At 40.3% G+C, this 26,736-nt stretch carries 21 protein-coding genes; 12 read left to right on the top strand and 9 right to left on the bottom strand.

Going from position 1 to position 26,736, the window contains the following annotated elements:
- The first annotated feature begins 931 nt into the window (after positions 1 to 931).
- The 8 genes from M886_RS12090 to M886_RS12055 all read left to right on the top strand — a co-directional run bounded on the left by M886_RS12090 (position 932) and on the right by M886_RS12055 (position 10,452).
- A complete protein-coding gene (locus tag M886_RS12090) occupies positions 932 to 1,348 on the top strand; it encodes an ArsR/SmtB family transcription factor (protein ID WP_015413045.1) in 417 nt (138 codons plus the stop codon).
- Positions 1,349 to 1,698: 350 nt separating this feature from the next.
- Positions 1,699 to 2,799 carry a hypothetical protein gene (locus tag M886_RS12085; protein WP_048051249.1) on the top strand — a complete coding sequence of 367 codons (1,101 nt, stop codon included), beginning with the start codon at positions 1,699 to 1,701 and terminating at the stop codon, positions 2,797 to 2,799.
- A gap of 93 nt (positions 2,800 to 2,892) precedes the next feature.
- On the top strand, positions 2,893 to 4,089 hold the full coding sequence (locus M886_RS12080; protein ID WP_048051248.1) for a helix-turn-helix transcriptional regulator: 1,197 nt from the start codon (positions 2,893 to 2,895) through the stop codon (positions 4,087 to 4,089).
- 549 nt (positions 4,090 to 4,638) lie between these two features.
- On the top strand, positions 4,639 to 4,905 hold the full coding sequence (locus M886_RS12075) for a hypothetical protein (protein ID WP_048045970.1): 267 nt from the start codon (positions 4,639 to 4,641) through the stop codon (positions 4,903 to 4,905).
- A 304-nt stretch (positions 4,906 to 5,209) separates the two neighbouring features.
- Entirely contained in the window at positions 5,210 to 6,130 is a 921-nt protein-coding gene (locus M886_RS12070) for an ABC transporter ATP-binding protein (RefSeq protein ID WP_015413049.1), read from the top strand.
- A gap of 122 nt (positions 6,131 to 6,252) precedes the next feature.
- A complete protein-coding gene (locus tag M886_RS12065; RefSeq protein ID WP_230670790.1) occupies positions 6,253 to 7,536 on the top strand; it encodes a COG1361 S-layer family protein in 1,284 nt (427 codons plus the stop codon).
- A 32-nt stretch (positions 7,537 to 7,568) separates the two neighbouring features.
- On the top strand, positions 7,569 to 8,807 hold the full coding sequence (locus M886_RS12060) for an ABC transporter permease (RefSeq protein WP_048051247.1): 1,239 nt from the start codon (positions 7,569 to 7,571) through the stop codon (positions 8,805 to 8,807).
- Between the two features lie 532 nt (positions 8,808 to 9,339).
- A complete protein-coding gene (locus M886_RS12055) occupies positions 9,340 to 10,452 on the top strand; it encodes a transglutaminase domain-containing protein (protein ID WP_048040426.1) in 1,113 nt (370 codons plus the stop codon).
- Positions 10,453 to 10,498: 46 nt separating this feature from the next.
- Here the strand turns inward: M886_RS12055 and M886_RS12050 are convergent, their stop codons facing one another.
- Positions 10,499 to 12,622 carry a sensor histidine kinase gene (locus M886_RS12050; protein WP_048051728.1) on the bottom strand — a complete coding sequence of 708 codons (2,124 nt, stop codon included), beginning with the start codon at positions 12,620 to 12,622 and terminating at the stop codon, positions 10,499 to 10,501.
- A gap of 793 nt (positions 12,623 to 13,415) precedes the next feature.
- On the opposite strand from M886_RS12050, the gene M886_RS12045 reads away from it, so the two are divergent.
- Positions 13,416 to 14,135: a YkgJ family cysteine cluster protein gene (locus M886_RS12045; protein ID WP_015413054.1), complete on the top strand. Its 720-nt coding sequence runs from the start codon at positions 13,416 to 13,418 to the stop codon at positions 14,133 to 14,135.
- Positions 14,136 to 14,305: 170 nt separating this feature from the next.
- Here M886_RS12045 and M886_RS12040 read toward each other — a convergent pair whose 3' ends face one another.
- The 5 genes from M886_RS12040 to M886_RS12025 all read right to left on the bottom strand — a co-directional run bounded on the left by M886_RS12040 (position 14,306) and on the right by M886_RS12025 (position 18,810).
- Complete coding sequence (locus tag M886_RS12040; RefSeq protein ID WP_394296563.1) at positions 14,306 to 16,147, bottom strand: sensor histidine kinase; 1,842 nt, start codon at positions 16,145 to 16,147, stop codon at positions 14,306 to 14,308.
- A 5-nt stretch (positions 16,148 to 16,152) separates the two neighbouring features.
- The gene (locus tag M886_RS19525) at positions 16,153 to 16,452 is read right to left on the bottom strand and encodes a CHASE4 domain-containing protein (protein ID WP_394296562.1); all 300 of its coding nucleotides are present in this window, start codon (positions 16,450 to 16,452) and stop codon (positions 16,153 to 16,155) included.
- Between the two features lie 353 nt (positions 16,453 to 16,805).
- Entirely contained in the window at positions 16,806 to 17,666 is an 861-nt protein-coding gene (locus M886_RS12035; protein ID WP_015413056.1) for a DUF1638 domain-containing protein, read from the bottom strand.
- A gap of 380 nt (positions 17,667 to 18,046) precedes the next feature.
- On the bottom strand, positions 18,047 to 18,256 hold the full coding sequence (locus M886_RS12030; RefSeq protein ID WP_011035001.1) for a hypothetical protein: 210 nt from the start codon (positions 18,254 to 18,256) through the stop codon (positions 18,047 to 18,049).
- Positions 18,257 to 18,405: 149 nt separating this feature from the next.
- A complete protein-coding gene (locus tag M886_RS12025; RefSeq protein WP_011035002.1) occupies positions 18,406 to 18,810 on the bottom strand; it encodes a pyridoxamine 5'-phosphate oxidase family protein in 405 nt (134 codons plus the stop codon).
- A 152-nt stretch (positions 18,811 to 18,962) separates the two neighbouring features.
- Between M886_RS12025 and M886_RS12020 the strand changes: the two genes are divergently transcribed.
- Entirely contained in the window at positions 18,963 to 19,583 is a 621-nt protein-coding gene (locus tag M886_RS12020) for a nucleoside deaminase (protein ID WP_048038630.1), read from the top strand.
- Positions 19,584 to 20,065: 482 nt separating this feature from the next.
- Positions 20,066 to 20,677 (top strand): fasciclin domain-containing protein, encoded by a 612-nt coding sequence (locus M886_RS12015; protein ID WP_235203946.1) that lies wholly within the window; start codon positions 20,066 to 20,068, stop codon positions 20,675 to 20,677.
- 432 nt (positions 20,678 to 21,109) lie between these two features.
- Here the strand turns inward: M886_RS12015 and M886_RS12010 are convergent, their stop codons facing one another.
- Both M886_RS12010 and M886_RS12005 read right to left on the bottom strand, forming a co-directional pair.
- Positions 21,110 to 21,550 (bottom strand): pyridoxamine 5'-phosphate oxidase family protein, encoded by a 441-nt coding sequence (locus M886_RS12010; RefSeq protein WP_015413059.1) that lies wholly within the window; start codon positions 21,548 to 21,550, stop codon positions 21,110 to 21,112.
- 238 nt (positions 21,551 to 21,788) lie between these two features.
- Positions 21,789 to 22,781, bottom strand: coding sequence for a GAF domain-containing protein (locus tag M886_RS12005; RefSeq protein WP_048051245.1), 993 nt, complete (start codon positions 22,779 to 22,781; stop codon positions 21,789 to 21,791).
- Positions 22,782 to 23,544: 763 nt separating this feature from the next.
- Here M886_RS12005 and glgP point away from each other — a divergent pair.
- On the top strand, positions 23,545 to 25,224 hold the full coding sequence (gene glgP, locus M886_RS12000; RefSeq protein ID WP_048051244.1) for an alpha-glucan family phosphorylase: 1,680 nt from the start codon (positions 23,545 to 23,547) through the stop codon (positions 25,222 to 25,224).
- A gap of 171 nt (positions 25,225 to 25,395) precedes the next feature.
- On the opposite strand, the gene M886_RS11995 is transcribed toward glgP, so the two are convergent.
- Positions 25,396 to 26,577: a tetratricopeptide repeat protein gene (locus M886_RS11995; protein ID WP_048051243.1), complete on the bottom strand. Its 1,182-nt coding sequence runs from the start codon at positions 26,575 to 26,577 to the stop codon at positions 25,396 to 25,398.
- Between the last annotated feature and the right edge of the window lie 159 nt (positions 26,578 to 26,736).

Genomic DNA, 26,736 nt, shown 5'->3' with positions numbered 1-26,736 from the left:
ACGTCTCCATAAATTACTCATTTAATCTTACTTTGTTCTGTTTAATCCAGGCAAGTTTTCACCGCCTGACATTTCTGTAATAAACTGGCTTAAATATAAGCTTACTTTCAGGAATAAAGAAAGATATAAGATTAAATTTAGAAAATAAGCTTTTTTTAAGCATTTTTAGTAAATTTAAGCATATATAACTGATTTAATACTAATCAGAAGCCAAATAGGCAATATGTCATAATTAAAAATATTTTATAGTTTTTGATAGTATGCCGGTTCCTGAACAAACCGAAAACATGCTCTCTGACAGAATGATAATTTTACTCTGAGTTTTTAAGTAACAAAAAAACTGACAGATCAGCACTGCAATAGATCAGCACTGCAATTAATGATTTTGACTCTTTCCCTGCACTATTTCTTACAGGATTTTGCATGTTGAAGCCCTCAACCTGTCCTGAAAGAAATGACCATGAACTACTCCTCAAACCGGGGATAGTTTAGGACAGGAATCTAATATTGCTGACAGATCTGCCAGTTCCAAAAATTTTCGGGATTTTAAACTTCCAAAATCCTATACTTAAGGATCATAAAGCGTTAAACATGAAAATAATCTCTTTTAAAGGGTAATTTTGAAAGTTAACGGATAACAGGAGAGTAAGTATGCTTTTATCTTTATATACAGATACAGAATCTGAGTCAGGAACATCCTGGTGATCCGTCATTCAGCCCACTCTCGCCTGATAAACCCCAAATATGTTTTAACGCCGACAATTCAATACCCTGTGGTTATGAAATGCCAGGCTGAAAAAAATGATCGAAACCATGTTGTCCATACCTGCAAATTGACGGCTCAGGATGCTTCTGACTTTAAAATAATTGTTAGAAATAAAACCTGAAATGTCGCAGTCTATTCATTATTCAGACGTACCAGAGATAGAAAATGCCTGAAAAACCAGAGGAAAAACTGTTGATCCTGCAACTTTCCGAAGACTCCCGAAAAATTTCCAGGATCCTTTCTAATGAGATTTCTATCAGGATTCTCAAATTACTTGACAGAAAGTCGATGTCTGCAAGTGATATTGCAGACGAGCTTGGAGTGCGCCTGAACACCCTCAAATATAACCTTGATTCTCTTCTCGAAGTCGAACTCATAAGGGTGAGGCAGGTAAAGTGGAGCAGGAAAGGAAGAGAAATAAAGGTATATGAGACAGTCGGAAAAACAATAATCCTGCTGTCCGGAAAAAAGAATTCGGATATGTCCCTCATATTAACATTGCTCCGGCATTACAATCTGAAAAGTCCGGAAAAGAAGGATACCTCAGAGATTTCGGGACTATGTTGTGAGCATGGAATATGAAAAGATGCGGATTAGACCTGATTAATGTATTTACATCATAACTGATTATCAAATCACAATAGATTCATAGATCATAATAGATTATCAGATCATAATTGATTCACAGATCATAAATGGTTATCAAATCATACTGATATCAAATTATACTGATATCAGATCATATCAATATCAAATTATACTGATATCAGATCATATCAATATCAAACCATAATAGATTCACAGATTATAGTAGATTATAACATATTCCCGGGGTTTGTCAGGAAAATTTTCGGACTCAAACCTGATATAACATATAAAAACAATAAATCAATGTAGAGCCCAGTGACTATTTAACAGAAGCGTAGACCGGTATGAAAATTAAATTTTTGTCCCTTAAACTCCTGCCATTGGTTATTATACTTACAGGAGTCATTGTAAGTTCAGGTTGTGCTGATTCGTCACAGGCAGAGCCTGTTAATTACAAATATCACGGAGACCTTTACAGGAGCATTTTTTATCCTTACGCCGGACTCCTTAAAGGCGACGTGATACCAGGAATAGGTTATCAGGACCATCCTCCGGGTATGCCTGAAATTAAGGACTCATCCCGCTCTATGCAGGATGCAGCATTCATGCTTGCCAGGAACATCGTAAAGGCAGAAGCTATATCTGCAAAACTTGAGCCGGGTGTTCAGTACCTGAGAGACCAGGGAAAAGACGTGAACAGGCTTGAGTCTCTTCTCGAAGAATACAATGGTCTTGTAGAAGAGGCAAAATATTACCTGGAACTTGCGGTATCCTCATCAGGAAAAGACGAAGGCACTGCCGGAAAAAATGAGGTCTCAGAAGACGGATCTCAGGTCGAAAGCTCAGAAAAGGAGTATCTGATCCAGTCGCAGAAGAGGATGATCCAGGCAAGCATGGTTCTTAAAGACATATTTGAAGAATTCAAGCGCCTGATGCCCGGAAATGAAGAATTGAACGAAACAGACCGGCTCAGTGCAACTGGTGAGGGAAGAGTCACCCTTATGGGCGGTTTTGATATCAAACTGCACCTGGAAGAAGGTGAAATTGCAGTAATGTCCCCTGATTCCATAATAATTATTGAAGGGGATTACGTACTTGAAATTAAAGAAAGCGGCCCGGAAAACATATTCATTTACCACATACAATCCGCTGACATGGAGGTTTCCGGCAGGCACAAAACACTTTTGCTGAATGGAGAAAACATCACTGTAGAGGCAGATGGCGAGGGATATGCGTCTTTCTTTGGAAACGGAACCTATAGCGTTGAAAATGCCGATGGTATGAAGAGAGAAGGACAATGGGCACTGGACTCATTTCTTAAAGAAATAGCTCCGGGAAGACCAGGAAAAACGGAGAGCAGAGTCCCCCCGATAGGTGTACACGATCCGGAAACCGGGATAAGAGAAAAATTAATGGTGAGAGCCGGTTTTACTGAGAAGAATTAACTTTATTAAAAGAGAGTCCATAAAGTATGGCAAGTATAAAAGTATAATTAAAAAGATAAAAAATTCAAACCGCATCCGGGTTTCCTGATAAAAATGAATCTGAAAGTATTTATTATCTTTATTGCTGCTGTAGCACTTCTTGCGGTACCTGTCCTGGCAGACAGCAACACAGCCACAATTCGTGGAGTGGTATATAGCTGGGATACCTTCGAGCCTCTGGAAAATGCTATAGTTGAGGTAAACTCCACACCATCCCAGTCCATGATGGCGAAGTACGGTATTTATTCTTTTGAACTGGAGCCCGGAAATTATCTGATTACAGCCAGTTATTATGAAAACAGCACCCTTGTTAATTCAGCCGAGAAGTCTATTGAAGTTAAGAGGGGAGGAAGCTATGTAATTGACCTTTTTCTCCTTCCCGTTTATTCAGAAGAATTAATAGATACCGGGGATGCGAAAAGTTCCGGCATACAAGAGGTCAGTAATAAGTCAGATGCTGCAAACAATTCCGATGTAAATGACTCAAACCCCGTTAATGCAAGCACATCTGAAACCGATAAAAAGAATGGAGTATTTGCCACCCCATCGGTTTATTATTTCCCTGCAGCCCTTTTATTGTTTCTCCTCCTGGCTGGCGGTTATACTCTCCAGAAACATAAAAATGCAGAGAAAAACAGGCATGAAGACAGAGGACTGAAAAAACGTCAGCCTGAAGCAGGTAAACCGGATAAAGGCGGGCTTTGGGAAGAAAAAGCAGAATATGAAATGGAAAAAGCCTTCACGCCCGCAAGCACAGCCGAATTTTCAGCAAAAACCCCTGAGGAAAGTATTGAGCAGAAATCCGAACCTGAACTTCCTGAACCCGTAGAAACCCGGTACTCAGAAGAACTGAAGCTTGAATTTGAGGAAAAAGAAAAACAGCTGGATAGAAAAGACGAGGAGTTTAGACCTGAAATAAAACCGACATCTTTAGAGCAGGGCTCTGAAGATGAAAAGGAAACCTCTGTTAAAAAAAATGAGCCTGAGGCTGAACCCGAGCCGTCAAAGCCGCCTGAGAAAGAAAAACCCGTTATCAGAAAGAATCTCCCTCTCCCGGCAGACCTTCAGGAAATAATGGATATAATCAGGGGCCAAGGAGGTAGAATTACGCAAAAAGACCTCCGCAGCAAACTCAAGTATTCCGAAGGAAAGGTCAGCCTCATGCTTGCAGACCTCGAAAGAAGAGAGCTGATAGAGAAATTTAAGCGGGGACGCGGAAATGTTATAATCCTGAGGGATGAGAAAAGATAAAGTCTCCTGAATTTAATTTCTCCTGCCCTCTGGATTTATTATCCCGAAATTCTAATTTTTTTCATTTTTTTCATAAATGACCCTTTTCATAAATGACCCATTATAGAGAACGACTTTGCATGGGTCAAGATGGGACAAAGACACCTGAGGGGACAAAGACACCTGAGGGGACAAAGACACCTGAGGGGACAAAGACACCTGAATTTACTTTCCTTCAGTCCTGTTGAGTTCAGATTAATCTATACCCAACGATTCTTAAACTCTCAGTTTAGTAACTCAGTTTAGTAACTCGGTTTATTAACTCGGTTTATTAACTCAGTTTAGCGATAGAACCGCATGTGATAGAATACAGGAACCTCATATCTCATTTTTCAAAAACAGCTTGTATAGAAAGCCTTTCTGAGATTATGATTGAGTACTACAAAAATAATACTTTATCGAGAGTACAATTGCTGATTAGAGGCTAATTAAAGAATAGATTGCTGAAAATATCCAGAAAAAAGGTTCATTGCGAAATTCATAGCACATATCTCCTTTTTTGAGTTAAGTATGCTTTTATTTTTAAATGCTTATGATGGGTTGACTGCCTCAAGCCCTCCTGAGCAGTCAGCTGATAAAACACCTTTCTTAAAGGTGTTTCAGTCAGAAAGGAGCAAACGGGAACTGGCACCTGAAAAAAACACCTCGCCACCAGAAACTGGAAACCCTTCAAAACATCCAGATGCCGCCTGTTCAAAACAAGAGAAGAGGGCAGTCAAAAAGAAAACCTACACCCCAGAAGATGAGGCGCCATGCATCTTGCAGGTGCCTCATTAACTCCTCGAATAGTCATCAGACCGCACACAGTCTGATCGGGTCATATTATGAGGGTCATATTATGAGGTCCAGATAGATATGGCCGGCCTGATAAAAATAGTGAAAAAGAGTGAGAAAAGTACTGAGAAAAAGAGTGAGAAAAGTACTGAGAAAAAGAGTGGGAAAAGTAGTGAGTAATGGAAAAAGTGGTGAAAATGATAAACACAAGACATGTAAAAAGAAAAATCAAACTCAAACAACTCTGAAAAGACTCAGTTCAGCCTGAAAATTGAGCCTGAATAAGGCCAGGCTTTTAGAGGTATCTATGACACTTACTGAAATAATAGAAACATTTAAAACCAGGTTTAATTCCTCAAAAATAATGGATTCACTGGAAAAAGTGGCGAGTTTTAACAGTGAATCAGACAGCGGGTCAGGCGAGAAAGATTCAGAGGTGTACCTGGAAAATAACCCTTATGTTAACTCCTCAGGCAGCTATGTTAAAAGCCCGGGGATAAGCAGAATCACCCGGGATGAAAGAGAACCTCTAATTAAACTGACCAACGTCTGGAAAATCTACCAGATGGGAGAGGTCGAGTTTGCAGCCCTTAAAGGAATAGACCTGGAGATTTACGAAGGGGAATTCCTGGTTGTTCTGGGACCTAGCGGGAGCGGTAAAAGTACACTTATGAATTTGCTGGGCTGCCTGGACATACCATCAGAAGGTACGGTGTACCTTAACTCAGAAGATATCTCAGAACTTGATGAATCCGAGCTTGCAAGAATCCGCGGGCAGATGATAGGCTTCATTTTCCAGAGTTTTAACCTGATTCCCACACTCAGCACGGAAGAAAATGTACTCCTGCCTCTGGAATTTCAGGAAGAGAACCGGGAGGCAGCCCGAAAAAAAGCATCATACCTTCTTGATATTGTCGGGCTTTCAAACAAGAAAAAGAACCTGCCTTCTCAGCTATCGGGTGGGCAGAGGCAGAGGGTTGCAATAGCACGATCCCTTGCTGTAAATCCGCCTATAATCCTGGCAGATGAGCCTACAGGAAACCTGGATACCAAAACAGGAGATTACATCCTGAAATTTCTGGACGGGCTGCACGAAAGAGAAGGGAAAACAATCATTATAGTAACCCATGACCTTGACCTGGTAAAATATGCAACACGGGTAGTGTACATCAGGGACGGGGAAATAGAAAAAATCGAGGAGCGCAGGAAAAACGGAACGGAGGAATAAAAATGAGGAAATTCTCTTTACTGACAATCTTATTGTTATTTTCAATATTCATATGCCTGGGGGCTGGAACAGCTCTAGGGGCATCAAACGGAAATATAAATTCTTCATCCCTGCAGGTTAACATGACAAAACAGAACCCTGACACTGCGCGCCCCGGAGAACCTGTTGAACTTACTGTCAGCGTGCAGAACGTTGGTACAAAAGACCTGAAAGATATTACTGTCAAAGTAAACCCTGAATATCCTTTCACAGGAATTTCCGGGCAGTCCCTTGAAAAGAGCATTTCCTATCTAAATGCAAGACAGGACGACAGTGAGGGAGGAGTCCTCAAGTTCAAACTGATGACAGATGCCGGCGCATCTGCAGGTACTTATGATATCGACATCGTCACCACTTACAAAAGCGGGTCAGGGTCTTCATCAACCACGTACACTACTAGAAAAACCATAACTCTCGAGGTCAGGGGAAAAGAATACGCCCAGATTGTGACCATAGACAAGGCAAATATTGACATTGCAAAAGAAGAAACACTCGAATTTATAGTAACAAACACCGGAACTTCGCCTCTGAAGAACATGGTAATTTCCTGGAAAGACCCTGAAGGGGTGGTCCTGCCGGTGTATTCGGATAATACAAAATATATTAAATACCTGGATGCCGGCGAGTCCGTAAAAATTGTTTACGCAGTAATGGCAGATGTGAACGCAGAGCCGGGCCTTTACACACTTGACATAAATATGGTTCTTGAAGACTATGAATCAAATGAAAATACTATCAACACCACAGCAGGAGTTTTCGTAGGCGGAGAAACCGACTTTGATGTGTCCTTTTCTGAAAGCGATGAGGGAGAAGTCTCGCTTTCGGTTGCAAATGTAGGCAACAATATAGCGTATTCGGTGAAAGTATCTGTTCCGAAACAGGAAAATTACAAAGTATCGGGAAGTTCCTCAACAATTGTAGGAAACCTTGAGAAAGGAGACTACACAATAGCTTCCTTTGACGTTTTGAGCACACAGGGTGCAGAGGCGTCTCAGGAAGGCGGTTCACGAATACCCGGGACGGCAAAAGCAGGCGTGGAAGAAGAAAATTTAACTGCTGCTTCCGTGGAAAACAAACCTCTGAAAGTCCAGATTGAATATACGGATGCAAAAGGGGAAAGAATAACCGTGGATAAGGAAGTAGAACTCGAGCTTTCCGGAGGAAGCATGCCTGCACAGACAGAAGGACCGGGCAAACGCGGAGGAATAAGCTCTTATCTGCCTTATATTGCGGTGATATTGCTCGCGGGTGGGGCACTTGTGTACCGCAGGAAAATACAGGAAAAGATACAGTTGATGAAAAATAAAAAATCTGGGAATAAGAATCCTGGAGAGCAGAAAACTGACATTAAAACACTCAGAGACTGAAAATAAGCCTGTATATTGCAGAAGGATGTAAAATGAGAAATTCAACCTACCTGAAAATGGGCCTGAACATGCTTGTGCACAGCAAGCTAAGGAGCTGGCTGACCATTATAGGGATAGTTATAGGGATAGGGTCTGTTGTTGGTATCCTATCCCTCGGGAATGCTATGGAAGAGCAGGTTCAGAGCAGGCTTGCTGAAATGGACCTTACTCTGATAAGCATTTCCCCGGGATATACAAAAGCAATGTCAAACATGCCCGGTCCGGGAGGCAGAGGCCCCGGAGCTACGACAACGGATGTCGAATTAACTGATGATGATATTGATGCGCTTCGGGGGCTGGAAGGAATTGAGTACATTGCAGGGCAGATTTCCGGTAGTGAACCTGTGGTTTACGCAGGAGAGAATGCGACCATGACGATCACAGGTGTGGACACCCAGGTATGGCAGTACATGACCAGCCTTAAAACACAGTCCGGAAGGCTTCTCGAGCCATCTGATAAGTATGTCGCAGTTATAGGGAGCGGCGTTGGCAGTGATACTTATGACCAGAAAATAGGAATCAATCAGGTAATAACAATCAATGGCAAATCAGTGAGGGTCGTTGGTATTCTTGAAGAAGAGGGACAGGGTGACAGAAGCATTTACGTGCCAATGGACGCAGCAGTAAACCTGATTGACGATGCAGAAAAAGATGTCTTCGATACCATCACGGTAAAAGCAAAGAGTGAAGACCTTGTGGACGGGCTGATGGAAGATATTGAAGACAAACTCATGATCTCAAGGCATATTATTCGAGAAGATGACAGGGATTTCTCTGTCAGTGCCTCAAAGTCCATGGCTGAATCTGTTACTGAAATGACGAGTTCGATGACCCTCTTCCTCGGGGCTATCGCAGCCGTATCCCTGCTTGTAGGGGCAGTGGGTATTGCCAACACCATGTTCACCTCTGTCCTTGAAAAGACGAAGGAGATAGGCACCATGAAAGCGATTGGAGCTAAAAACCGGGATATACTCATGATTTTTCTCTTCAACTCTGCAATGGTAGGGCTTGTAGGAGGCATCCTTGGAGTAATCCTGGGAGCTTTTGTTTCGACCCTTTTCCCGCTGCTTGGAATGACTATGATGGGAGGAGGGGACTCGGGACTGTATCTTGCACCTGACCTTATGGCTTTCGGGCTTATCCTTGCAATCGTAATAGGTGTAATTTCAGGTGTGGTACCGGCTTATAGGGCATCAAAACTGAGGCCTGTAGATGCTTTAAGATACGAATGAACTGACAAAAAATTTGAAACAAGGGATAAAAAATAAAAAAAATAAAAAAAGAAAAGATAAAAAAGAAAACATTTGAAGGAAAACATCTAAAAGAAAACATCTAAAAGAAAACATCTAAAAGAAAACATCTAAAAGAAAACATCTAAAAGAAAACATCTAAAAGAAAACATAAAAAATTAAGAAAAAGTCTACCCTTATTTCTTAATTTTTTCAATAAACAGGTAAGAAAATTTTCACTATCTTCTTATTCCTGTATCCGGGAATTCCACCCATGACCCGGAATTTGCTAGAAAGGATCTGAAACTTTTCTACATATATCCGAGCCAATAGCTGAAAGTCCGTTCAGGGAGAGATCTCCTAAAAAGAAAATACTGCTTAAAATGAAAAACATAAAAATTTTGGAATTCTAAGGCTTGAAAATCCAGAAATCCGGATCATGAAGTTTGCTGAAATATGAGAGTTCCTGTGCAAAAAATTGAAAAAAAACAGTCAGGAACTAAGATGAAAGGTAAACAGGACGGCAGGTAACAGGATGAAAAGAAATGGCATGATTTTACTGACTGCCTTTATAATGACAGCATCTTTTTTTGCCTGTGAAGACCTGGAGACAGGAAGTTCCCTGGCCCGGGAAACCGGTTATATAACTGATATTTATGACGCTATCTCCGGGGGTATCTCCGGGGGTAATATTTCTGAAGCCGCTGAAAATGATACCGGTTTTTGCCGTTCGACTGTCGAAAACCGGATTTCAGGAAGCTGGTACTTCCGTCTGATAGATATTTTTGAAAACAAATGTTATATTGTTGAAAACTGGGACCGGAAATTCGATCTGCCGCCCGGGCAGGAGGAAAGGATGAAGAATAGAGACCATGCGATGCGGCACAGGAGTCCATTTATCAGGAGGGGAAACCCGGAACAGATTCCTCCTGCTTTCGCAGGAGAAGAGCCAGTAAGAAGTGGAATCCCTGAAAGAGAAGAGTTTAATAATTTCATGAAAGAGCAGTCAATGGAGAGTGAGAATATAAGCTCCAGTTACCGGGCATATGTCACCCCGGATGCCGTGGCTGTGAGGTCTTATCTAGAAGAAAACGGTCTTGATGATAAATATGAGATTTATGAATCAGCTCTCTCATGGGTCTGGGTATCAGATGAAACATTGAATAATGTAGAGGAAAAATGGCTAACTCCAGCTGCGTTCCTGGAAGAGACATCTTCATATTTGAGCAATCCTGTATATGGTGAACCTGCCAGTGACTGTGAAGAACAGGCAAATACCCTCGCTTCCCTTCTGATAGCCTCGGGAGAATATAATGGGAGTACAGTCAGGGTTGTGGTAGGAAAAGTCGATTTCGGAGAGGTCAGTGGTGGACATGCCTGGGTTGAGGTTTATGAAGACGGAAAATGGTTTCCTCTGGACCCCACGGACGGACCCTACTATGATGATGACAGTTCAGAACTGGTATCTGCAGATTCTTCCGAAAAAGGCTATGACAAATACCGTAACAGTGCGTATCCGGCTGTGGAAATCTGGTATTACTATAATGATAAGTATTTCATAGATCTGGATTTACGGCTTGAAAATGCTCCGGTATACTGGAATAACATGCCAGAGAGTTATCAGAATATAAAATCAGGTCGAATATGATAATTCCGACAATTTAATATTTTCAATTTTGCTACCTCGTATTCATTCATACATGAAGTGGAATAGAAAAACCGAAGGTGCTCCCTTTTCCCACTTCGCTTTTGAACCAGACTGCGCCGCCGTGAAGCTGCACAATTTCCTTTACGAGAGCAAGGCCAAGTCCGGTTCCCTGATATTTTCTGGACGAAGAAGAGTCTATCTGGCTGAAAGGCTTGAAGAGTTTATCGTGGTCTTCTGCCGCAATTCCTATCCCTTCGTCTGAGACGGAAACTTCAATAAAGTTATTGTTTTGTGATGCTTTTACCCTTACACAGCTGTTTTCATTTGAAAATTTAACCGCATTTGTCATCAGGTTGCTCAGGACCTGTGTGATCCTCTCCCTATCCCCATAAATACCTGGAAGGTCTTTTTCAATCTCAAGCTCCAATTTTATTCCTTTGCTGGCAGCAAACGGAAATAGCATATCCCTGACTTCAGCAAATACATCAGCCAGCCAGAAAGTGCTGTAATGAAGTTCAAATCCTCCTGCTTCTACTTTGGAAAGGTCAAGGATCTCATTGATAAGGTTCAACAGGTGTTTTCCGCTGCCTGAAATATTCCCTACAGCTTTGAGCTGTCTTGCATTGAGTTCCCCATATACTTTATCATGCAGCAGGTCAGAGAACCCTATTATTGAATTTAGAGGGGTTCTGAGTTCATGGCTCATATTTGCAAGGAACTCGCTCTTGGCATAGTTTGCGACCTCTGCATCCTGTTTTGCACGGAAAAGTTCAATTTCATATTTTTTCCGTTCAGTTATTTCCACTCCGGTTTCCAGGTATGCGATGATGTTTCCGGTCTCGCCACATATGGGTTTTAACCTGAGCAGCCAGGTCTTTCCTTCCGGCGAAGTAAACTCATGGTCTGTCCAGATCGGTGCCCCGGGTAGCTGGAGTCCAGGGGAAATTTCTCTATCATTAACCGGGATATTCAGAGCTGTTTCTTTATTTTCGATCATTAAAAGATCCCTGTTTTTAAGAGCAGCTTGATTTGCCCAGCGGACATTAAATTCCGGGTCTCTCAAAACCACTATTTCTTCAAGAGAATCTAAAATAAACTTCTTTTCATATTCACTCGCCCTCAGCTCCTGCTCGGCAAGTCTGATGCTGAAAAGCATATCATTGATGCCTTTTGAAAGCCTGTGGATCTCATCCTCCCCTTCCATTTCCAGCTTTTTTGAGGTATCTTTATCTCTTTTTACTTTTTTAAGGAAGTTGTCAATTGTAATCAATCTAGAAACAAGAAGGCGGTCGATGCTGAACTTGGCTGCAGCCCCTGTAGCGATCCCGCTGATCAGCAGGAAAATGTAGATATAATACAGAGTTTTTTCGCCCTGTTCATAGAGTTCACGGGGATAATCGGCTCTCACAATAGCTACAGGTTCTCCGGTAGTATTCCTCAATGCAAAATATCCGGCTACCCTTTCATTGCCAAGGATTATAAAGGGACTTTTCTCTCCAAGGGCAATTTTATTAAATGCCTCCTGAAAATCGGGGGGCATTTCCTGGTTCAAAGTATAGAGTTCAAGAGATGTCTTGGTACGGTTTTCAAGAAACGTTCTATATGAATCATCGAGGTATTTCCCAAAAATCAGAGTTCCGGCATGCGGACTTTCTCCGGGACCTGTTAGAATTGGCCGGCAAACAACAAGCATCGGTCCGTTATCCAGAAGGACGACCCCGTGTATATAATCCGTATCATTATGGGCTATAAGGACTCCACTGTCAATCCCTTCCATAATCCCCTCAGGAACCGGGACAACTGTCTCGTTTATGAGATCTACGGACATCGGATAGACCAGGGCTCCTGACTTATTTACAAAAAGCATGAGATTGAGATCCAGACTGTAAAGAGTATTGCCGTCCAGGTTTGATTCTATGTATTGAGGATTTAAGGTATTCACAAAATCATAAGTATCATCCCAGAAAGCCCAGTCCCGTGCAGTTCGGTCAATAGACATAATTTCCCAGGCTATTGCCTGCTCGATTTTCCCGGTATTTTTTTCGGTGTCCTGCTCTTCAAGATCCGAAAAACTCTCCAGCAGGATGGAGTGGGATGCAGTTATTAAAAGTACAGTAAATAAAGCAAATATTGAAAAAGTAACTATCAAGAGTTTTTTACTAATATCCATCCAGATCACCAAGAAATTGCCGGAAAAAATAACTGCATCCTGGCAGATAATAATCTATTGCTATAAGCTGAAATTATAAGCTGAAGTGCAAATATCTACAGTTAAAATAAAATCAAAAAATATATAAGGATTGCTAATCTGCCAGAATTTTTTATGTGCTTTTGACTAATACTCAAAAATAAGATACAATTGTTTATTTAAGAATAGATATAATTGCGTTTCATAGAAATTCGGATCATGATAATTACGTTTTATAGAAATTCAGGTCGCGATTATTGACTTCCCTGGATTTTGATGGCATTAAAATTATATAAACTCCTGCCGCAACTTAAGAAAATTTAAAAAAAAGAAAAAAGCGAAAACATACAAGATTTTCTATGACCAGTAAGGTTACAGGTCAGGGTAATAATAATTTTTCCAAGATTTTACACTTCAATCCGTAGTTCTTATACTTTACCCTGCACTTTTGTATTTAATTTAAGTAAATGAAATGAAAAATACATAAAATTTTTTATAATGAAGCCCAGGCTCCTTTTTCCCTTTGTAAATGTCTGTCTGCATAATTTTTTTATTTTTTAATTTTAATTACAAAAAAGTTGCGTTACTTTCTAAACTTATTATACCCTCCTCCTCATTTGAAAACTGTAAATATAGCGGTTTTTTCATTTGAAATCAAACTTGTTACTTTTTTTAATTAAATGGACAAAAAAAGTTATTTTGAGGCATAGATGTAAATATGACTTAAAAAAAATATATCCAATATACTCAGTGTAACAGAATTGAGGTTTTTATATTGAGATTCCAAAAAATACCCATGAACATATATGAGAAGTTTCATAGGACGTTCAGTGGCAGTAACCAGAATACGTTCAATGTCTGCAATAAATGCGGAGGTGCCTGCGAGCATAATAAAATAGGAACTCTGCTGCCCGGAGAAAAGGAATATATGGCAAAAAAAATGGGTATGAGTCTTTCGGAATTTAAACTAAAGTACCTGGACGTTTTGGAAATGGATGATGGTACGCTTATACATGTATTAAAACTTGGAGAATTATGCCCTTTTTTGAATACGGAAACTGAACTATGTGAGTGCAGGGACTTTAAACCTGTAATTTGCAAGATTTATCCTGTTGTTTTTACAGTCGAATCCGGAAAAGTAAAATTTTCGATAGATGACTGGTGCCAGCTATCAAGAAAAAAAGTTTGCAGGAACTATTTTGAATCCGTAATCCCGCTTCTCTATCGGCTTCCTGTCCCGGTTGAATGGTTCAGGCATGTGGTAAGCTATGATGACCTTTATTTTGATTATGACCAGCTTAGAGAGTCCAGAAAAGGAAAAAGTAGATATGCAGTCTTTACTCTGAAAGAACTTTTAAACTTCCAGAAAGAGGAACTCGCCTGCCATGAGATAGAAACATATGAGCCAGAAACAGGTAGGATGGAATTGTATGAAATAAAAGTGACATCTCCGAACATTGATTTCTGCTCGGAAATCGAGGAGCCTACATTTTGATTAAAAACTGGAAATTCAGTATAAGGATTAGCTATTTTTAAAACTCTCTTACTCAGAGTCCTTTTTTACTTTTTTAAGGCTTCAGGTCTTCAGCCGTTTCTGTACTGTCGGGCGACTTTATTTCGCATTATTATGGTTCATCTTTGGTATTCTTTCTGTTATCTGGTATTTTAATTATTATTTCCGTCAATGGGAACTGTAAAAGCAAAAGTACTTCCTTCTCCTATTTTGCTGTTAAACCAGACTTCGCCCCCATGAAGGTTAACAATCTGTTTAACCAGAGAGAGGCCAAGGCCTGTACCCTGGAATGTTTTTGAAGAAAAGGAGTCAACCTGGCTGAAGGGCTTGAAGAGCTTGCACTGGTCTTCTTCTTTTATCCCGATTCCTTTATCTTTAACCGTTATTTCTACAAGATCTCCTTTCCTTTCCGCCCTTACCTTTACAAGTCCATTTTCATGAGAGAATTTTATGGCATTATCCATAAGGTTATACATTATCTGGACAAACCTGGCTTCGTCGGCACGGATATGTGTAAGGCCCTTATCCACTTCAATATCAATTTCAATGTTTTTCCTGTCTGCAATAGGAGACAGCAAACTTTTTATTGCATTGAGCTTGCCGGCAAGTTCAAACTCTTTATAATCAAGTTCCATTTTTCCTGCTTCCACTTTAGAGAGATCGAGGATATCGTTAATCAGATTCAGGAGGTGTTTGCCACTCCTTGAGATATTCCCAACAGCCCGGGCCTGTTTTTCATTAAGCTCTCCATATACTTTTTCGTATAAAAGATCAGAGAACCCTATTATTGAATTAAGAGGGGTTCTGAGCTCGTGGCTCATATTTGCAAGGAATTCGCTCTTGGTACGGTTTGCAATCTCTGCGATCTGCTTCTCATGGAGCAGCCTTTCAGCTTCTTTTCTTTCAGTGACATCCCTGCATGTCTGGAGAATGCCTATGATTTTTCCCTGCTCGTCAGGTACAGGAATTGCCTGGGCAAACCATACTCTTCCGTCCTGTGCGGTATATTCCCCTGATTTCTTCTCACCTGTGGTAAAGATCTCTTCAAGGTTCAGATGTTCAACTAAAGATCCGCTTATGCCCGGAGCGACCTTAAGACAGACTCCAATTGCTTTCTCAAGACCCATATTCATATATTCGAGTGCAGCTTTGTTTGCCCAGATTATTTTTAGTTCCGTGTCCACAAAAACTGCCAGTTCGTTAAGTGAGTCAAGCAGGACTTTCTTTTCACGTGCCTGGGCTTTTAACTCCTGTTCTGCCAGATAAATCTCATTTAACATCCCGTTTATTTCTCTTGACAGGCGGTATAACTCGTCATTATCTTCCAGAGACAATCTTTGAGAAAGATCTTTTTCCGACCTGACTCTTGTTACGAAGTCATCGACTTCGACTAATCTTGAAATAAATAGTTTATCCAGAACAAATTTGACCCCCACCCCTGTCATGAGTCCTGTCAAAAGCAAAAAAAAGTACATATAATTGAGGGTTCTTTCACCGTGTAAATAAAGTTCCCTCGGGAAGTCCGCCCTGAGAATGAGAGCAATATCCCCTTTTATATCTTTCAAGCCGAAATAACCTGCGATCTGTTTTTTATTCAGAGGATCAACCACAATATTGTCCGAATTTTGGGAAAAGTTTTTAATTTTGTTCTGAAAATCCTGGGGCATCTCTTCATCTGCCCTGTACATTAAAAGAGAAGAACGTGTAACTTTTTTAAAAGATTCAAGTAAAGCATCATCAAAATATCTCCCAAAAATGAGAGTGCCTCTTGAAGGTCCTTCATATTTTGTCGTCAAAATAGGGTGGCACGCAATAAACATAGGATCTTCATCAAGCAAAACAAAACCGCTTATAGAATCGTTCTCACCTTCTGTAAGAAGACTCCCATCTTCTATCATTGCAAGGAGTTTTCTGGGGACGGGTGCTTCTTCTGCCGTGCTGGTGTTGACGGATTTTACATACACAACTTTCCCGGAATTATTAACAAAAATCATAACATTTACATTAATCCCGCTGAGCGTTTGATCTGCAGGTCAACCTGAATGTATTCCGGATTTTTGTCTTCAATAAACTGATATGTATCGTCCCAGCACGCCCAGTCCTGGACAATGTAATCAAGGTAACTCTGCTCAGTAGCAACAGCGTTCTGCACCCTCTCTACATTCTCAAATGTATCAGCCCGTTCAAGCTCCAAAAAGTTGGACAGCTGCATGTTATGTGTGAATGTAAATGAGGCTGTAAGAACTGTAAAAATTAAGAGGGTGATAATAAGAACCTTTTTACTAATATCTATTGCCATACCCCCAATAACTTAAAAGTAAAGAGGAGCCTGAGGTTAATATATTATTTAATATTAAAAGAATAGAAACTATATAAGATTTAGGAGACACATTAAATAAATTTAAGCATAAATATTATTAACTTTTTCTTTTGAATTTATTAGTTTCAGGAAAAAATAAAAGTGAACTTATATAAGCAATCTCAAAAACTTAAATATTATCTTTCGACAGGATTTCGGCGGACCTTACAATAATAAGAAAAATACTTGATTTAGAAAAATACTTAATTTAGAAAAATACTTAATTTAGAAAAATACTTAATTTAGAAAAATACTTAATTTAGAAAAATACTTAATTTAGAAAAATACTTAATTTATGTCTTCCTTAGAACCGCCTTTCTTGCAGCAAGATAGGACTTTTCTGCAACTTCAGAACTTCCGCTCATATTAATAATTTTCATGCCAAAAGTGAGGGCAAAGTCTTCCACATTCCTATCAAAGTAAGGGTCGTATAAAATCCCGGAGTCTATTTTTGCAGCCAGGCAGTACCTCGAGTTTTTCAAATACCTGTTGTTTAAGTCCCTGTTTCCTGACTCCTTTTCAAGCATTTTCCAGCTTGAAGCCCACATGGGTGTCAGGTAAATAGTACCTTTGCCCCTGCATTCAAGCATGGCTCCTGCATATGCATCATTTCCTCCAAGGGCTGCACTGATGCAATCTTCAACGATTTCTCCGGAGCTGTCTTTAAGGAAAAAAAGAGGGCATTCAAGGTCTGCAAAATCTCTTTCCAATCCTCCCAGAACATGACCGCAGGTTCCATAGAAAATAAGGATCCCGTCAGAAAATTTAGCCATTTCCCGGACGTTTTTATACACTTCAGACTTAAGAAGCTCAAGATCGACATGAAGCCCAAGCCTGAGCAGGTTTATGACCACATCTATTTTAATTCCTGCCCCGGACTCGATTTTCTCATTCATTTTCCGGAAGAAATGGAAATGCATGAGCATCTTTGAGATCTTTTTAAAACCAGGGCTGAATCCGGTTTCAAGGAGCATAGGGACTCTATCCAGAGATATGACCCGCGGGACAAGGCCTCCGGACCTTAGCTTGCGAAGGAATCCAGATATATTATTGTTCTCCACAACTATTAGCTGCCTGATTTCGCAATCCCTTATAAGTACATGTACGAGCTCATCTTCAAGCATCCCACAGGCAATAATACTTAATACAGGCATGTTACACGCAGATGTTTCTGGCTTACATTTATAGTTTGGGTTTTTGAAGGCAGTCAGAGCAGGTTATGCAGCAGGTAAAATGAAGTAAGTGGTTGAAGAGTGTGAACCGGGATTGAAGAGTATAAACTATGATTTAATATGAGAAACCGGGATTGAAGAGTATAAACTGTTATTGAATAGAATTTGATTAGGTAGTAATGCCGGGATTAAATAAAATTGATTAAATGAAGTAAATCAGATACAAAATTGATACAGAGAAGTATCAGAAGCAGCAGCCAGGTCAGAGGAAATGGAAGAAATATCATTAACAAAATAAGTAAGGTTAATAAAATATGACTTACCGCATCCTCTATTTGTTTTTCACTGCTTTTTTGCATTAGTTATTTTTTGAACCTTTCAGGAAGTTTTTTATCAGGAGTCACTCCGTAGTATTTTGTCCTTGCAGCTCCCCAGATGCAGCCGTTTTTCCCGAAGATTTTAAGCTCAAGGTTCTGGATAGACTTGCAGATACTATTGCCTGCTCTTGCGCCTTTGCAGACAATGCAGAGTTTCTCACAAAAAATTGGAGGTCTTCCTTTATTTTCAACCATTTCCTCACTCCCGATATTTCGTATATCCATATATTGTACTTTTTGGAGATATACTTATTTCAGGGGACAACCTGCCTGACCTGCTCCTTATGCAGAGAGAATATTTCGATAAATCTATTTTTCCATAAATCTATTCAGCAGTTTCTTTATCACAGAAGTTTCTTTCCAGCTTCAGGGCCCGGAGCACACTGGAACACATCGCTTATCATGACTTCGATAAGGGTTTTTGCAGGAAGACCTGGTTTTGCAGCATTCACAATTGCTTTCATTTTATCGAATTTTTCGCCAGAGCTGATGATTGTAGCTTTTCCTTTTATCTGGAAGCATCCGCCTGTTTCAGGTCCCCATACATAGATCGCAACGTTCGGGTTTTCTTCCAGGTTTGCAAGGGATTTAACCATGAAGTTGTCAGCAATCCAGATTGTTTCATCATCCACAAGCTGGCAGAAACCTATGGGGACCACATTGGGGACGCCCTCTTTTGAAGCCGTTGCAACAGGGAAGATTTTTACTTTCGAAAAAGCGGTTTTCATTTCTTCAGTTAACTTTACCATAATATTTCACCATCAGAATGATTTGCAGTATAAATTTATATATTTAAGCGTTAGAATTCTGTACCTGAAAGATTATTTGTGTACTTTAATAACCTTTCAGGGCTAAAAAAGTATTATATAATGTTGTTTGCGCATGAGCAGGAGTAAAACTTATGACAGGTGATATCAGAGGTCTTGGAGAGGAACTGCTGAGAGAAATCGGTTTAAAAGAGGGCTTTAATAACGAAGAAGTTATTAAATGGAAAAGCTGGCTGCAATCGTACAGTTTTTGCTCTGATTATACGGATGACCCTTACGCCTGGCTTACGGATGTTCTTGCTTTGAAGTCCGTAGATTCGGGAAATTACGGGGTTGGAAGTATAATTGTGGATCGGGACGGAGAAAATGTGGCTTTCGGGCACAACCTTATGTACTCTCCTTCTTTCCGGAGTGACCTGCACGCGGAAATGGTAACGTTAAATTATTTTGAAGAAAAAAACCCGCAAATTACAACCTTGAAGGACTATACGCTCTATACATCCCTTGAGTCCTGCCCTATGTGCATTATAAGGTTAATTTCAGCAGGTATTAACAGGGTATTTCATGTTTCCCCTGACTCTATAGGAGGAATGGCGGATTCTATAAACCTCATGCCTCCCCTCTGGAAAGAACTCTCCGAATCTCAAGTTTTTGCAAAAGCCAGCTGTTCTTATGAACTTTCAAAAGCCGCAACAGCAATAATGCTTATAAATGCGGATGAACTGCTTGAAATTCTAAGAAAGCGCCGTTTGTAATATTTCTTAACCGAAAATTTACTCTCTATAGGGTCTTCGAGCTACCTGTAATAAAACCCTGATAAAAAATCCTGAAGAAAGGGGCAGAGCTTCTCTTTCAAAACAGAAAAGTCTTTTACCTCACTCAGTCAGGAACTTGACCGGAATTGCCAGAGATACTTTAATGGACGGGCATTTCAGAGAACCAATCTTTAAATAAAACCTAAAAATGAGAAGATTGAAAAGTATGGGGAATAATATTTCAGGCAATTTTCAGCCTTACAAAAACGATAACGCATGAGACATACGGGTTTATAATATTCAATAGATTTTTTAATAGAAATTAATTTTAAACAGATGTTTTTTTAAAAAGACAGAGATTACCAAAAACAGATAAGGTTAAATAAAAAGAGCATATAATGTGATATGAAAAATAGATCATAAAGTATATCTTTTAATTGTATACGGGGGGAAAAAGTATTAAGAAACTTGGAATTCTCATAGTGTTACTTTTAGCAGGGATACTTTTCGTTTCCGGATGTGCTGAAGATACCCAGGAAGAAACGGGTGTTGAAGAAGCAACTCCGGTAGAAGAAGTCGCTGTGACAGAAATTGAAGAAGAACCATCCGATGAAGAAGAGGGAATAATGCCGGATGAAGAGCCGGAAACTGGCGTTAATGAAACCGCAGAAGAAGGCAACCTGACAATTGTTGGCGCTGCAGAAGCTGCAGGATACTATACGTTTGCTTCACTCGTCAGGGATGCAGGGCTTGAGGATACCCTGAACGAAGGGACATACACGGTCTTTGCTCCTACTGATGAAGCCTTTGATAAACTTCCGGGTTCGTTTGATGACCTCAGAGATGATGATCAAGTAATGAACACTGTGCTGACTTACCATGTAGTGCAGGGAGAATACATGGCATCGGACCTTGAAAACGGGCAGATGCTTACTACTGTGCAAACCGGCGAACTCCCTGTAGCTATTTCAGGTGTCAAAGTAACCATCGGAAATTCAACTGTTGTCGAGCCGGACATTGTTGCAAGCAACGGTGTTATCCACGGAATCAACGAAGTGCTGATACCTCCTGAAGTAGAACGCAGGTTGGAATAAATCGGCGATGTAAAAGCAGAAGCAAAAACTTTTTGTCTTCTAATTTCTTTTTTGCTTCTTTATTTTTCTTCTGTGCCTGTGCTGGGCAGGCACTTCAAGTTTTAAGATCTTGTTTGCGGATCAGGCATTTATGTTTACAGACAAAGCGTCTAAAGTATCTTTAAAGCTTACCATTTTCTATAATACTGATTTATTCTAAGCAAAGAGACCTCATTTCATCCATATTCATCGGAGCTTGAGACCTCGATTAGATAGAACTAAAAATTAAAGGATTGTTAGAATTTACAGTCAAAAGTTACCAATAAAAATCACCGTTGAAATTTACTGTTAAAAAAGAGCGCTTTCGAGGAAAAAAATTAAAGTTTACTCCTGAAAGGAGCAGAATAGTATACAAGACCTTTTTCTTTGATTGTTTTTACCTGATACAGACTATTAGAAATTTACGCTCTCCCTGTGCCCGAATTCAATGCTATAATCCAGATAATAGACAACCGCAGGTTCTATTTTTATCATGATAGTATCGGGGTCAGGCGGCAAATCTGCAATAACAGGGAATTTGGCTGCCATAATTTCCCCTACTTCTCGCAGCTCTTCCTCACTGGCAACTATTGTCGCTTTGCCTTCGACCTGAAGCGCCTTCATATCAAACCAGTCAGGGTCATCTTCATCAACAGTAAATGCTACCTGTGGATTTTGCATGATGTTCTGGACTTTTCGGGTATTTTTATTGGTTGCCAGATATACAATTTCCCTTTCTGAAACATAAGCCATAGTATGAGCCATTGGCCTGCCATCAGGGCTTACAGTTGCCAGGTTCAGATAATAGTGATTTGCAAGGTATTCACAAATCTTATTCTTAATTTGTTCTGTCATACTCCCCCACCAGATGTTATTTACCTATTTTCTCCGGTCAGATATGGTCCCGGAGAAATTTTACATCAACCATTTCCGGATCTTTTTTCCGGATATCCTGTAATGCCGTAAAGGGAAAAATTAACAGTAATTTGCTGATATTTGCAATTCTTTCCCAATACAAGTTATGAGACAAAATTTATAAATTTTTCTTATAAATTAAAGAATCCATGGATAAAAAATTATTAAGGCCTGTACTTCAGGACTTTCTCTTCTTGACACACTCTTTAAGTTTTTCTTCAAGTCTGATCCGGGAGATAAAAACCCCGAACTGGGTTGCAATTGTTTCTATAACCGTGCGCACACTATCTGAGAGCTCGTACTCCATCCTTGAAGCAAGATAAAAAGCAGCAATAACCTTTTTTCCGTATTTTACAGGGATGATTGCCGTAGCTCTGAGGTTTTCCTGCCTGAGAATATCGTCTTTTGAAGTGAGAAGAAGGTCTATGTGCTGTTTGTAGACGGGCTGACCTATCATAACGAGTTTGGCATTTGGAGAATTTGCACTGTAATATGAAGCGTTCTCGATAAAAACTGGAGAAAGACCGCGGTAAATTGCAAGATTGAGGTCACCTGTTTCTTCATCAACCAGATAGATGCCTCCGGCATTAATCTCATCTATCTGAAGGCACGAATCAAGCAGGAGGTCAAGGGTTTCATCAAGGTAATTCGAAGTGCTCAGTGAAATCCCGAGGTCCCTCTGGATATAGAGCAGTTTTTCTTTTCTTTTTCTTTCGGTAATATCGAGAATTATGCCTTTAAGGTATTTTACAACTCCATTTTCGTCGGCTTCGATAAAGGTTCTTTCCTCAACCCAGCGAGCTTCTCCTGACTTTGTCAGTATCCGGTATTCCTGAGAAAAATCGACATAATCTTCTTCTATCCTTCTTGAAAGCTCTCTTTCAACCCTTTCAAAGTCATCCGGGTGGACAATATTCCCGTAAAGGACTTTTCCTGACGTAAACTCTTCTACCGTATACCCAAAATTTTTTACGTTCTCAGAAACAAAATCCGCAGGCCAGTACTTCTCAGGACGCCATAAAAAGACAGTAACGGGGACTTTATTTATTACTGAGATCAGCTCTTTTGCCATCTCAAGAGCACTGCATAAAGCTATCTCATTGAGATATTTGCAGGGTTTCTGCCTGCCGTTATTTCCGTTTTTAGCAGAACTGGAAGTCACTTTAGCCATTTTATTCTCCATGCAAAACCTTTTACAGGAAGCTATAAAAAAGTCTTGCGTATTTAATCTTTTTGCTGCTATAACATAGATAGGCATCATAAATTAAAAAGATTGTGATTTGATCCTCATAAAATATCATTATCAGCAGACTTAATAGCATTATGGATTAAAAAATATTTGAGATTGTAGATCTCGGGAAATAAGCAGAAAAAACCAAAATAAAAGAGAAAAATATATATATTTAATTAGAATACTCTTTCAGAAGTAAAAAAGTAAGAGAAAATACCAATAAAGGATAAAAAATACCAATAAAGTATAGAGAAAATATCAGGAAAAGTCAGAAAAAAAGATATCAAGAAGGCACTTTAGAAATCCTATTTAGATAAACTTCTTTGATACTTTTTTTGACCTCTTATTTTCAGGATAGAAGACATCCTATTTCCCTGATGACTTTTTAAATCAGTTTTCTTAAAAGCCTGCCTCCTGAACTTTCAAACCTATCTTCCTAAATCCTATTTTCCTAAATCCTATCTTCCTAAATCCTATCTTCCTAAATCCTATCTTCCTAAATCCTATATTCTTAAAACCCCTCCACAAAGAAAATAAACAGTAGGGTACATTTCTTAATATGGTTTATACTTGCTTTAAGCTGGAATAATTAAAGAATATACATCTCAGAATAATTGTTAATTAGAAATTGTTTTATTAGAGGCGTAATTAAAAATATTTTTAGAACATCACCAAATGAGAACCAGATAAGGGGTTTAAGGATATGGAAAATAATCTTCAAGGAGTATTAAAAGGACAAAAAATAGCTTATTTTTCTATGGAAATCGGGCTTCGGAATGAAATTCCCACATATTCGGGAGGGCTGGGAGTGCTTGCAGGCGATACTATCCGCTCGGCTGCAGACCTCAATATCCCGCTTGTAGCAGTAACTCTGGTCAGCAATAAAGGATATTTCAGGCAGAAACTTGATGCCTCAGGCACACAGACAGAACTGACTGAAGAGTGGACCCCTTCAAATTTTATGACCTGGCTCCCGCAGGAAGTGAGCGTTAAAATACAGGACCGGGATGTTAAAATTCAGGCATGGCACTATAACTGCAAAAGCCTGACCGGGGGCTGTGTACCTATTATTTTTCTTGATACCAATGTGGAAGGGAACTCACCTGAAGACCGCAGGATTACAGACTTCCTTTACGGAGGAGACCACACCTACAGGCTCAAGCAGGAGATTGTGCTCGGGGTAGGGGGAGTGCGCATGCTCAACGCGCTTGGTTTTAAAATCCGGAAATACCATATGAACGAAGGGCATTCAAGCCTGCTTGCTCTGGAGCTTTTAAAATGCAACGGCAAGGAATGTCCGATAGTAAAGGACCTCTGTATTTTTACCACCCATACCCCGGTGGAAGCCGGGCACGATAAGTTTGATTACAGTCTCGTTGAAGACATGATCCGGGACCAGAACGATATGGAAATCCTGAAAAAATACGGAGGAGAAGACCGTTTTAATACGAGCCTTTTTGCCCTCAACTTATCCGACTATGTGAACGGAGTTACAAAAAGGCACAGCCGGGTTTCAAGCGAACTTTTCCCGGGATATTCAATCCAGGCAATAACAAATGGCGTCCACTCCTATACCTGGACCTGTCCTTATTTCAGGGATCTTTTTGACCGTTACATGCCCGGATGGGCAAATGAGCCCGAACTCCTGGTAAGAATAGGGGGAATTCCTGACGATGAAATCTGGGAAGCCCGCAGGAAAGCAAAAAAAGCCCTTATAGATGAGGTCAACAAAAGAACCGGAGCAGGCATGGAATATGAGACCTTCACCATAGGTTTTGCACGCCGAATGACGGCATATAAACGGGCAACCTTACTGCTTTCCGACATTGAAAGGCTCCGGAAGGTAAACAGGAGGGGTAAAATCCAGATTATATTTGCAGGCAAAGCTCATCCCCGTGACGAAGCAGGAAAACAGCTCATAAGAGATATTTTCAAAAGCATAGAAACCCTCCGGAACGAGATAAAGATCGTCTTTCTGGAAAATTATGATATGGACCTGGCTGCAAAAATGGTCTCCGGCGTTGACCTATGGCTTAACACTCCAACTCGCCCCTATGAAGCTTCGGGCACCAGCGGCATGAAAGCAGCCCATAATGGAGTAGTGAATTTCAGTATACTTGACGGCTGGTGGATCGAAGGATGGATCGAAGGAGTAACGGGCTGGTCAATAGGTCCAATGCCTGAAGAAAATCTCACCGGAGAAGAGGCGAGGGTTGCTGAGCTTAACGACCTCTACAATAAACTTTACTATATCATAGTCCCCATGTATTACGAGCGTAAAGACGATTGGCTTAAAATGATGAACAACTCAATAGGCATGATTGCCTACTATTTCAACAGCCACAGGATGATGAGGCGTTACGTCACGCATGCCTATCTTTGAATTTCAGGAAGGGGTGCCCTGAAACTGGTTAACTTTGCCTGCTTCAGAAAACGTGCAGCCCGACTGTTAGCGCCAAAAAGAATTCACCTGCACGTAGCCCTATTTCCAATATTCCGGTGTTTTCAATTTATTTCATCTCTCTTTTTTCTATTTCATAACGCGAAAAGCGGCTCAATTTGAGGAGTGCAGTCTTTTAACTTTTTCACGCGCACTTTCTGCTTTTGTTTTTATCCCTTTACTGTCCCAGAGGCGGGCTGCAATCTTAAAAGCGTTTTCTGCCCCTTTAAGGTTTTCAAGTTTAAGGAATGCATTTCCTTTTTCAAACCAGGCTTCGGCGTAATCGGGTTTAAGGCGGGTTGCCTTTTCAAAAGCGTGCAGAGCTTCCTTTTCCGACCCGGCTTTAAAAAGAACCTTTCCCCGGAACTGCCAGGCTTCGGCATTTTCAGGCTTTATTTCAAGGGCTTTTTTAAATGCCTGAATAGCTTTTTCCTGCTCTCCAAGTCTGAGATGAATTTTACCTATTTTAAACAGAGTGTCAGGGTCTTCAGGGTTTTTCTTAAGGGCTTCTTCAGATTCTCGGAGCCTCTCTTCACACAGGCGAACTCTGGCAATTACTGCATCCCTGCCTTCCCAGGCATTTTTCTGCACAGGATTCAATGATATCGATTTTTCAAAAGCTTCGAGAGAATCACGGAAACGTTCGAGTTTAGTAAAAATAAATCCAAGGTTGGTCCAGAGACCCGCGTTTTCCTGGTTAATTTCCGAAGCTCTTTCAAATACCTCAAGAGCCTCCTCATAACGCTTGAGTTTCAGAAGGGCGTTTCCTTTATGAAAAAGGGCTGCAAAGTCCAGAGGATTTGCCTCAAGCACGCTGTCAAAAGCCTCAAGAGCAAGCTTTAACCTTCCCTGTCTGTAAAGGGTTACTCCTTCATCGTAAAGAGCTTTTGTACCTTCATTTCCGTGTCTTCGTTCTCTTGCTCCTGCGCTTTCGATATAATCTTTTTCGAGCCCGGTTTCAGAAAGATACCTGAATTCTGCCGGATCTTTCCTGTCAGGCCTGGAATCAAGATATATGAACTCCTCTTTTGGCACGAAAGACTTGCAGATCCATCCCGGCTCAGCCTTTCTGTTTGTAATGACACAGTACCCGTTCACATGTTTTGAGCATACCCCGCAGCAGTAAATATGCTTCTCGAGCCGGTATCTGATCTGGTCAAGATCGGTAGTAACCAGCCCCTGGTTAAGCTTGGTTTTGAAAGTTTCGTAAGGTATATTTTTTATTTTGATATAGACTGTTGAAGGAGCTGGAGGGTCCCATTCAGAGGGTTTTTCGGTTTGTTTTTTGCGAATCATGGTTATTGTATTTAATTTTTAATTTTTAATTGTAGAATCTGGATGTCGAAGATCTGGCTGTTGAAATTCAGATTTTGCAGGAATCTGCACTTAATAAGGGAAGGAGTTCTATAATAAGTATTCATAACGAACTTCTATATGAATTTCTATAACGAGTTT

Source organism: Methanosarcina soligelidi (assembly GCF_000744315.1).
Classification (GTDB): Archaea; Halobacteriota; Methanosarcinia; order Methanosarcinales; family Methanosarcinaceae; genus Methanosarcina; species Methanosarcina mazei.
This window is presented reverse-complemented; position numbering and strand designations above follow the sequence as displayed.

What these genes read in the sequence shown, in the direction of transcription:
- M886_RS12085 (WP_048051249.1), top strand. Translation starts at nt 1,699, where the DNA reads ATGAAAATTAAATTTTTGTCCCTTAAACTCCTGCCATTGGTTATTATA.
- M886_RS12080 (WP_048051248.1), top strand. Translation starts at nt 2,893, where the DNA reads ATGAATCTGAAAGTATTTATTATCTTTATTGCTGCTGTAGCACTTCTT.
- M886_RS12020 (WP_048038630.1), top strand. Translation starts at nt 18,963, where the DNA reads ATGACAGGTGATATCAGAGGTCTTGGAGAGGAACTGCTGAGAGAAATC.
- M886_RS12005 (WP_048051245.1), bottom strand. Translation starts at nt 22,781, where the DNA reads ATGGCTAAAGTGACTTCCAGTTCTGCTAAAAACGGAAATAACGGCAGG.
- M886_RS12050 (WP_048051728.1), bottom strand. Translation starts at nt 12,622, where the DNA reads ATGGATATTAGTAAAAAACTCTTGATAGTTACTTTTTCAATATTTGCT.
- M886_RS12060 (WP_048051247.1), top strand. Translation starts at nt 7,569, where the DNA reads ATGAGAAATTCAACCTACCTGAAAATGGGCCTGAACATGCTTGTGCAC.
- M886_RS12030 (WP_011035001.1), bottom strand. Translation starts at nt 18,256, where the DNA reads ATGGTTGAAAATAAAGGAAGACCTCCAATTTTTTGTGAGAAACTCTGC.
- M886_RS12040 (WP_394296563.1), bottom strand. Translation starts at nt 16,147, where the DNA reads ATGATTTTTGTTAATAATTCCGGGAAAGTTGTGTATGTAAAATCCGTC.
- M886_RS12075 (WP_048045970.1), top strand. Translation starts at nt 4,639, where the DNA reads ATGCTTTTATTTTTAAATGCTTATGATGGGTTGACTGCCTCAAGCCCT.
- M886_RS19525 (WP_394296562.1), bottom strand. Translation starts at nt 16,452, where the DNA reads ATGGCAATAGATATTAGTAAAAAGGTTCTTATTATCACCCTCTTAATT.
- M886_RS12010 (WP_015413059.1), bottom strand. Translation starts at nt 21,550, where the DNA reads ATGACAGAACAAATTAAGAATAAGATTTGTGAATACCTTGCAAATCAC.
- M886_RS12090 (WP_015413045.1), top strand. Translation starts at nt 932, where the DNA reads ATGCCTGAAAAACCAGAGGAAAAACTGTTGATCCTGCAACTTTCCGAA.
- M886_RS12055 (WP_048040426.1), top strand. Translation starts at nt 9,340, where the DNA reads ATGAAAAGAAATGGCATGATTTTACTGACTGCCTTTATAATGACAGCA.
- M886_RS12070 (WP_015413049.1), top strand. Translation starts at nt 5,210, where the DNA reads ATGACACTTACTGAAATAATAGAAACATTTAAAACCAGGTTTAATTCC.
- M886_RS11995 (WP_048051243.1), bottom strand. Translation starts at nt 26,577, where the DNA reads ATGATTCGCAAAAAACAAACCGAAAAACCCTCTGAATGGGACCCTCCA.
- M886_RS12035 (WP_015413056.1), bottom strand. Translation starts at nt 17,666, where the DNA reads ATGCCTGTATTAAGTATTATTGCCTGTGGGATGCTTGAAGATGAGCTC.
- M886_RS12065 (WP_230670790.1), top strand. Translation starts at nt 6,253, where the DNA reads ATGACAAAACAGAACCCTGACACTGCGCGCCCCGGAGAACCTGTTGAA.
- M886_RS12025 (WP_011035002.1), bottom strand. Translation starts at nt 18,810, where the DNA reads ATGGTAAAGTTAACTGAAGAAATGAAAACCGCTTTTTCGAAAGTAAAA.
- glgP (WP_048051244.1), top strand. Translation starts at nt 23,545, where the DNA reads ATGGAAAATAATCTTCAAGGAGTATTAAAAGGACAAAAAATAGCTTAT.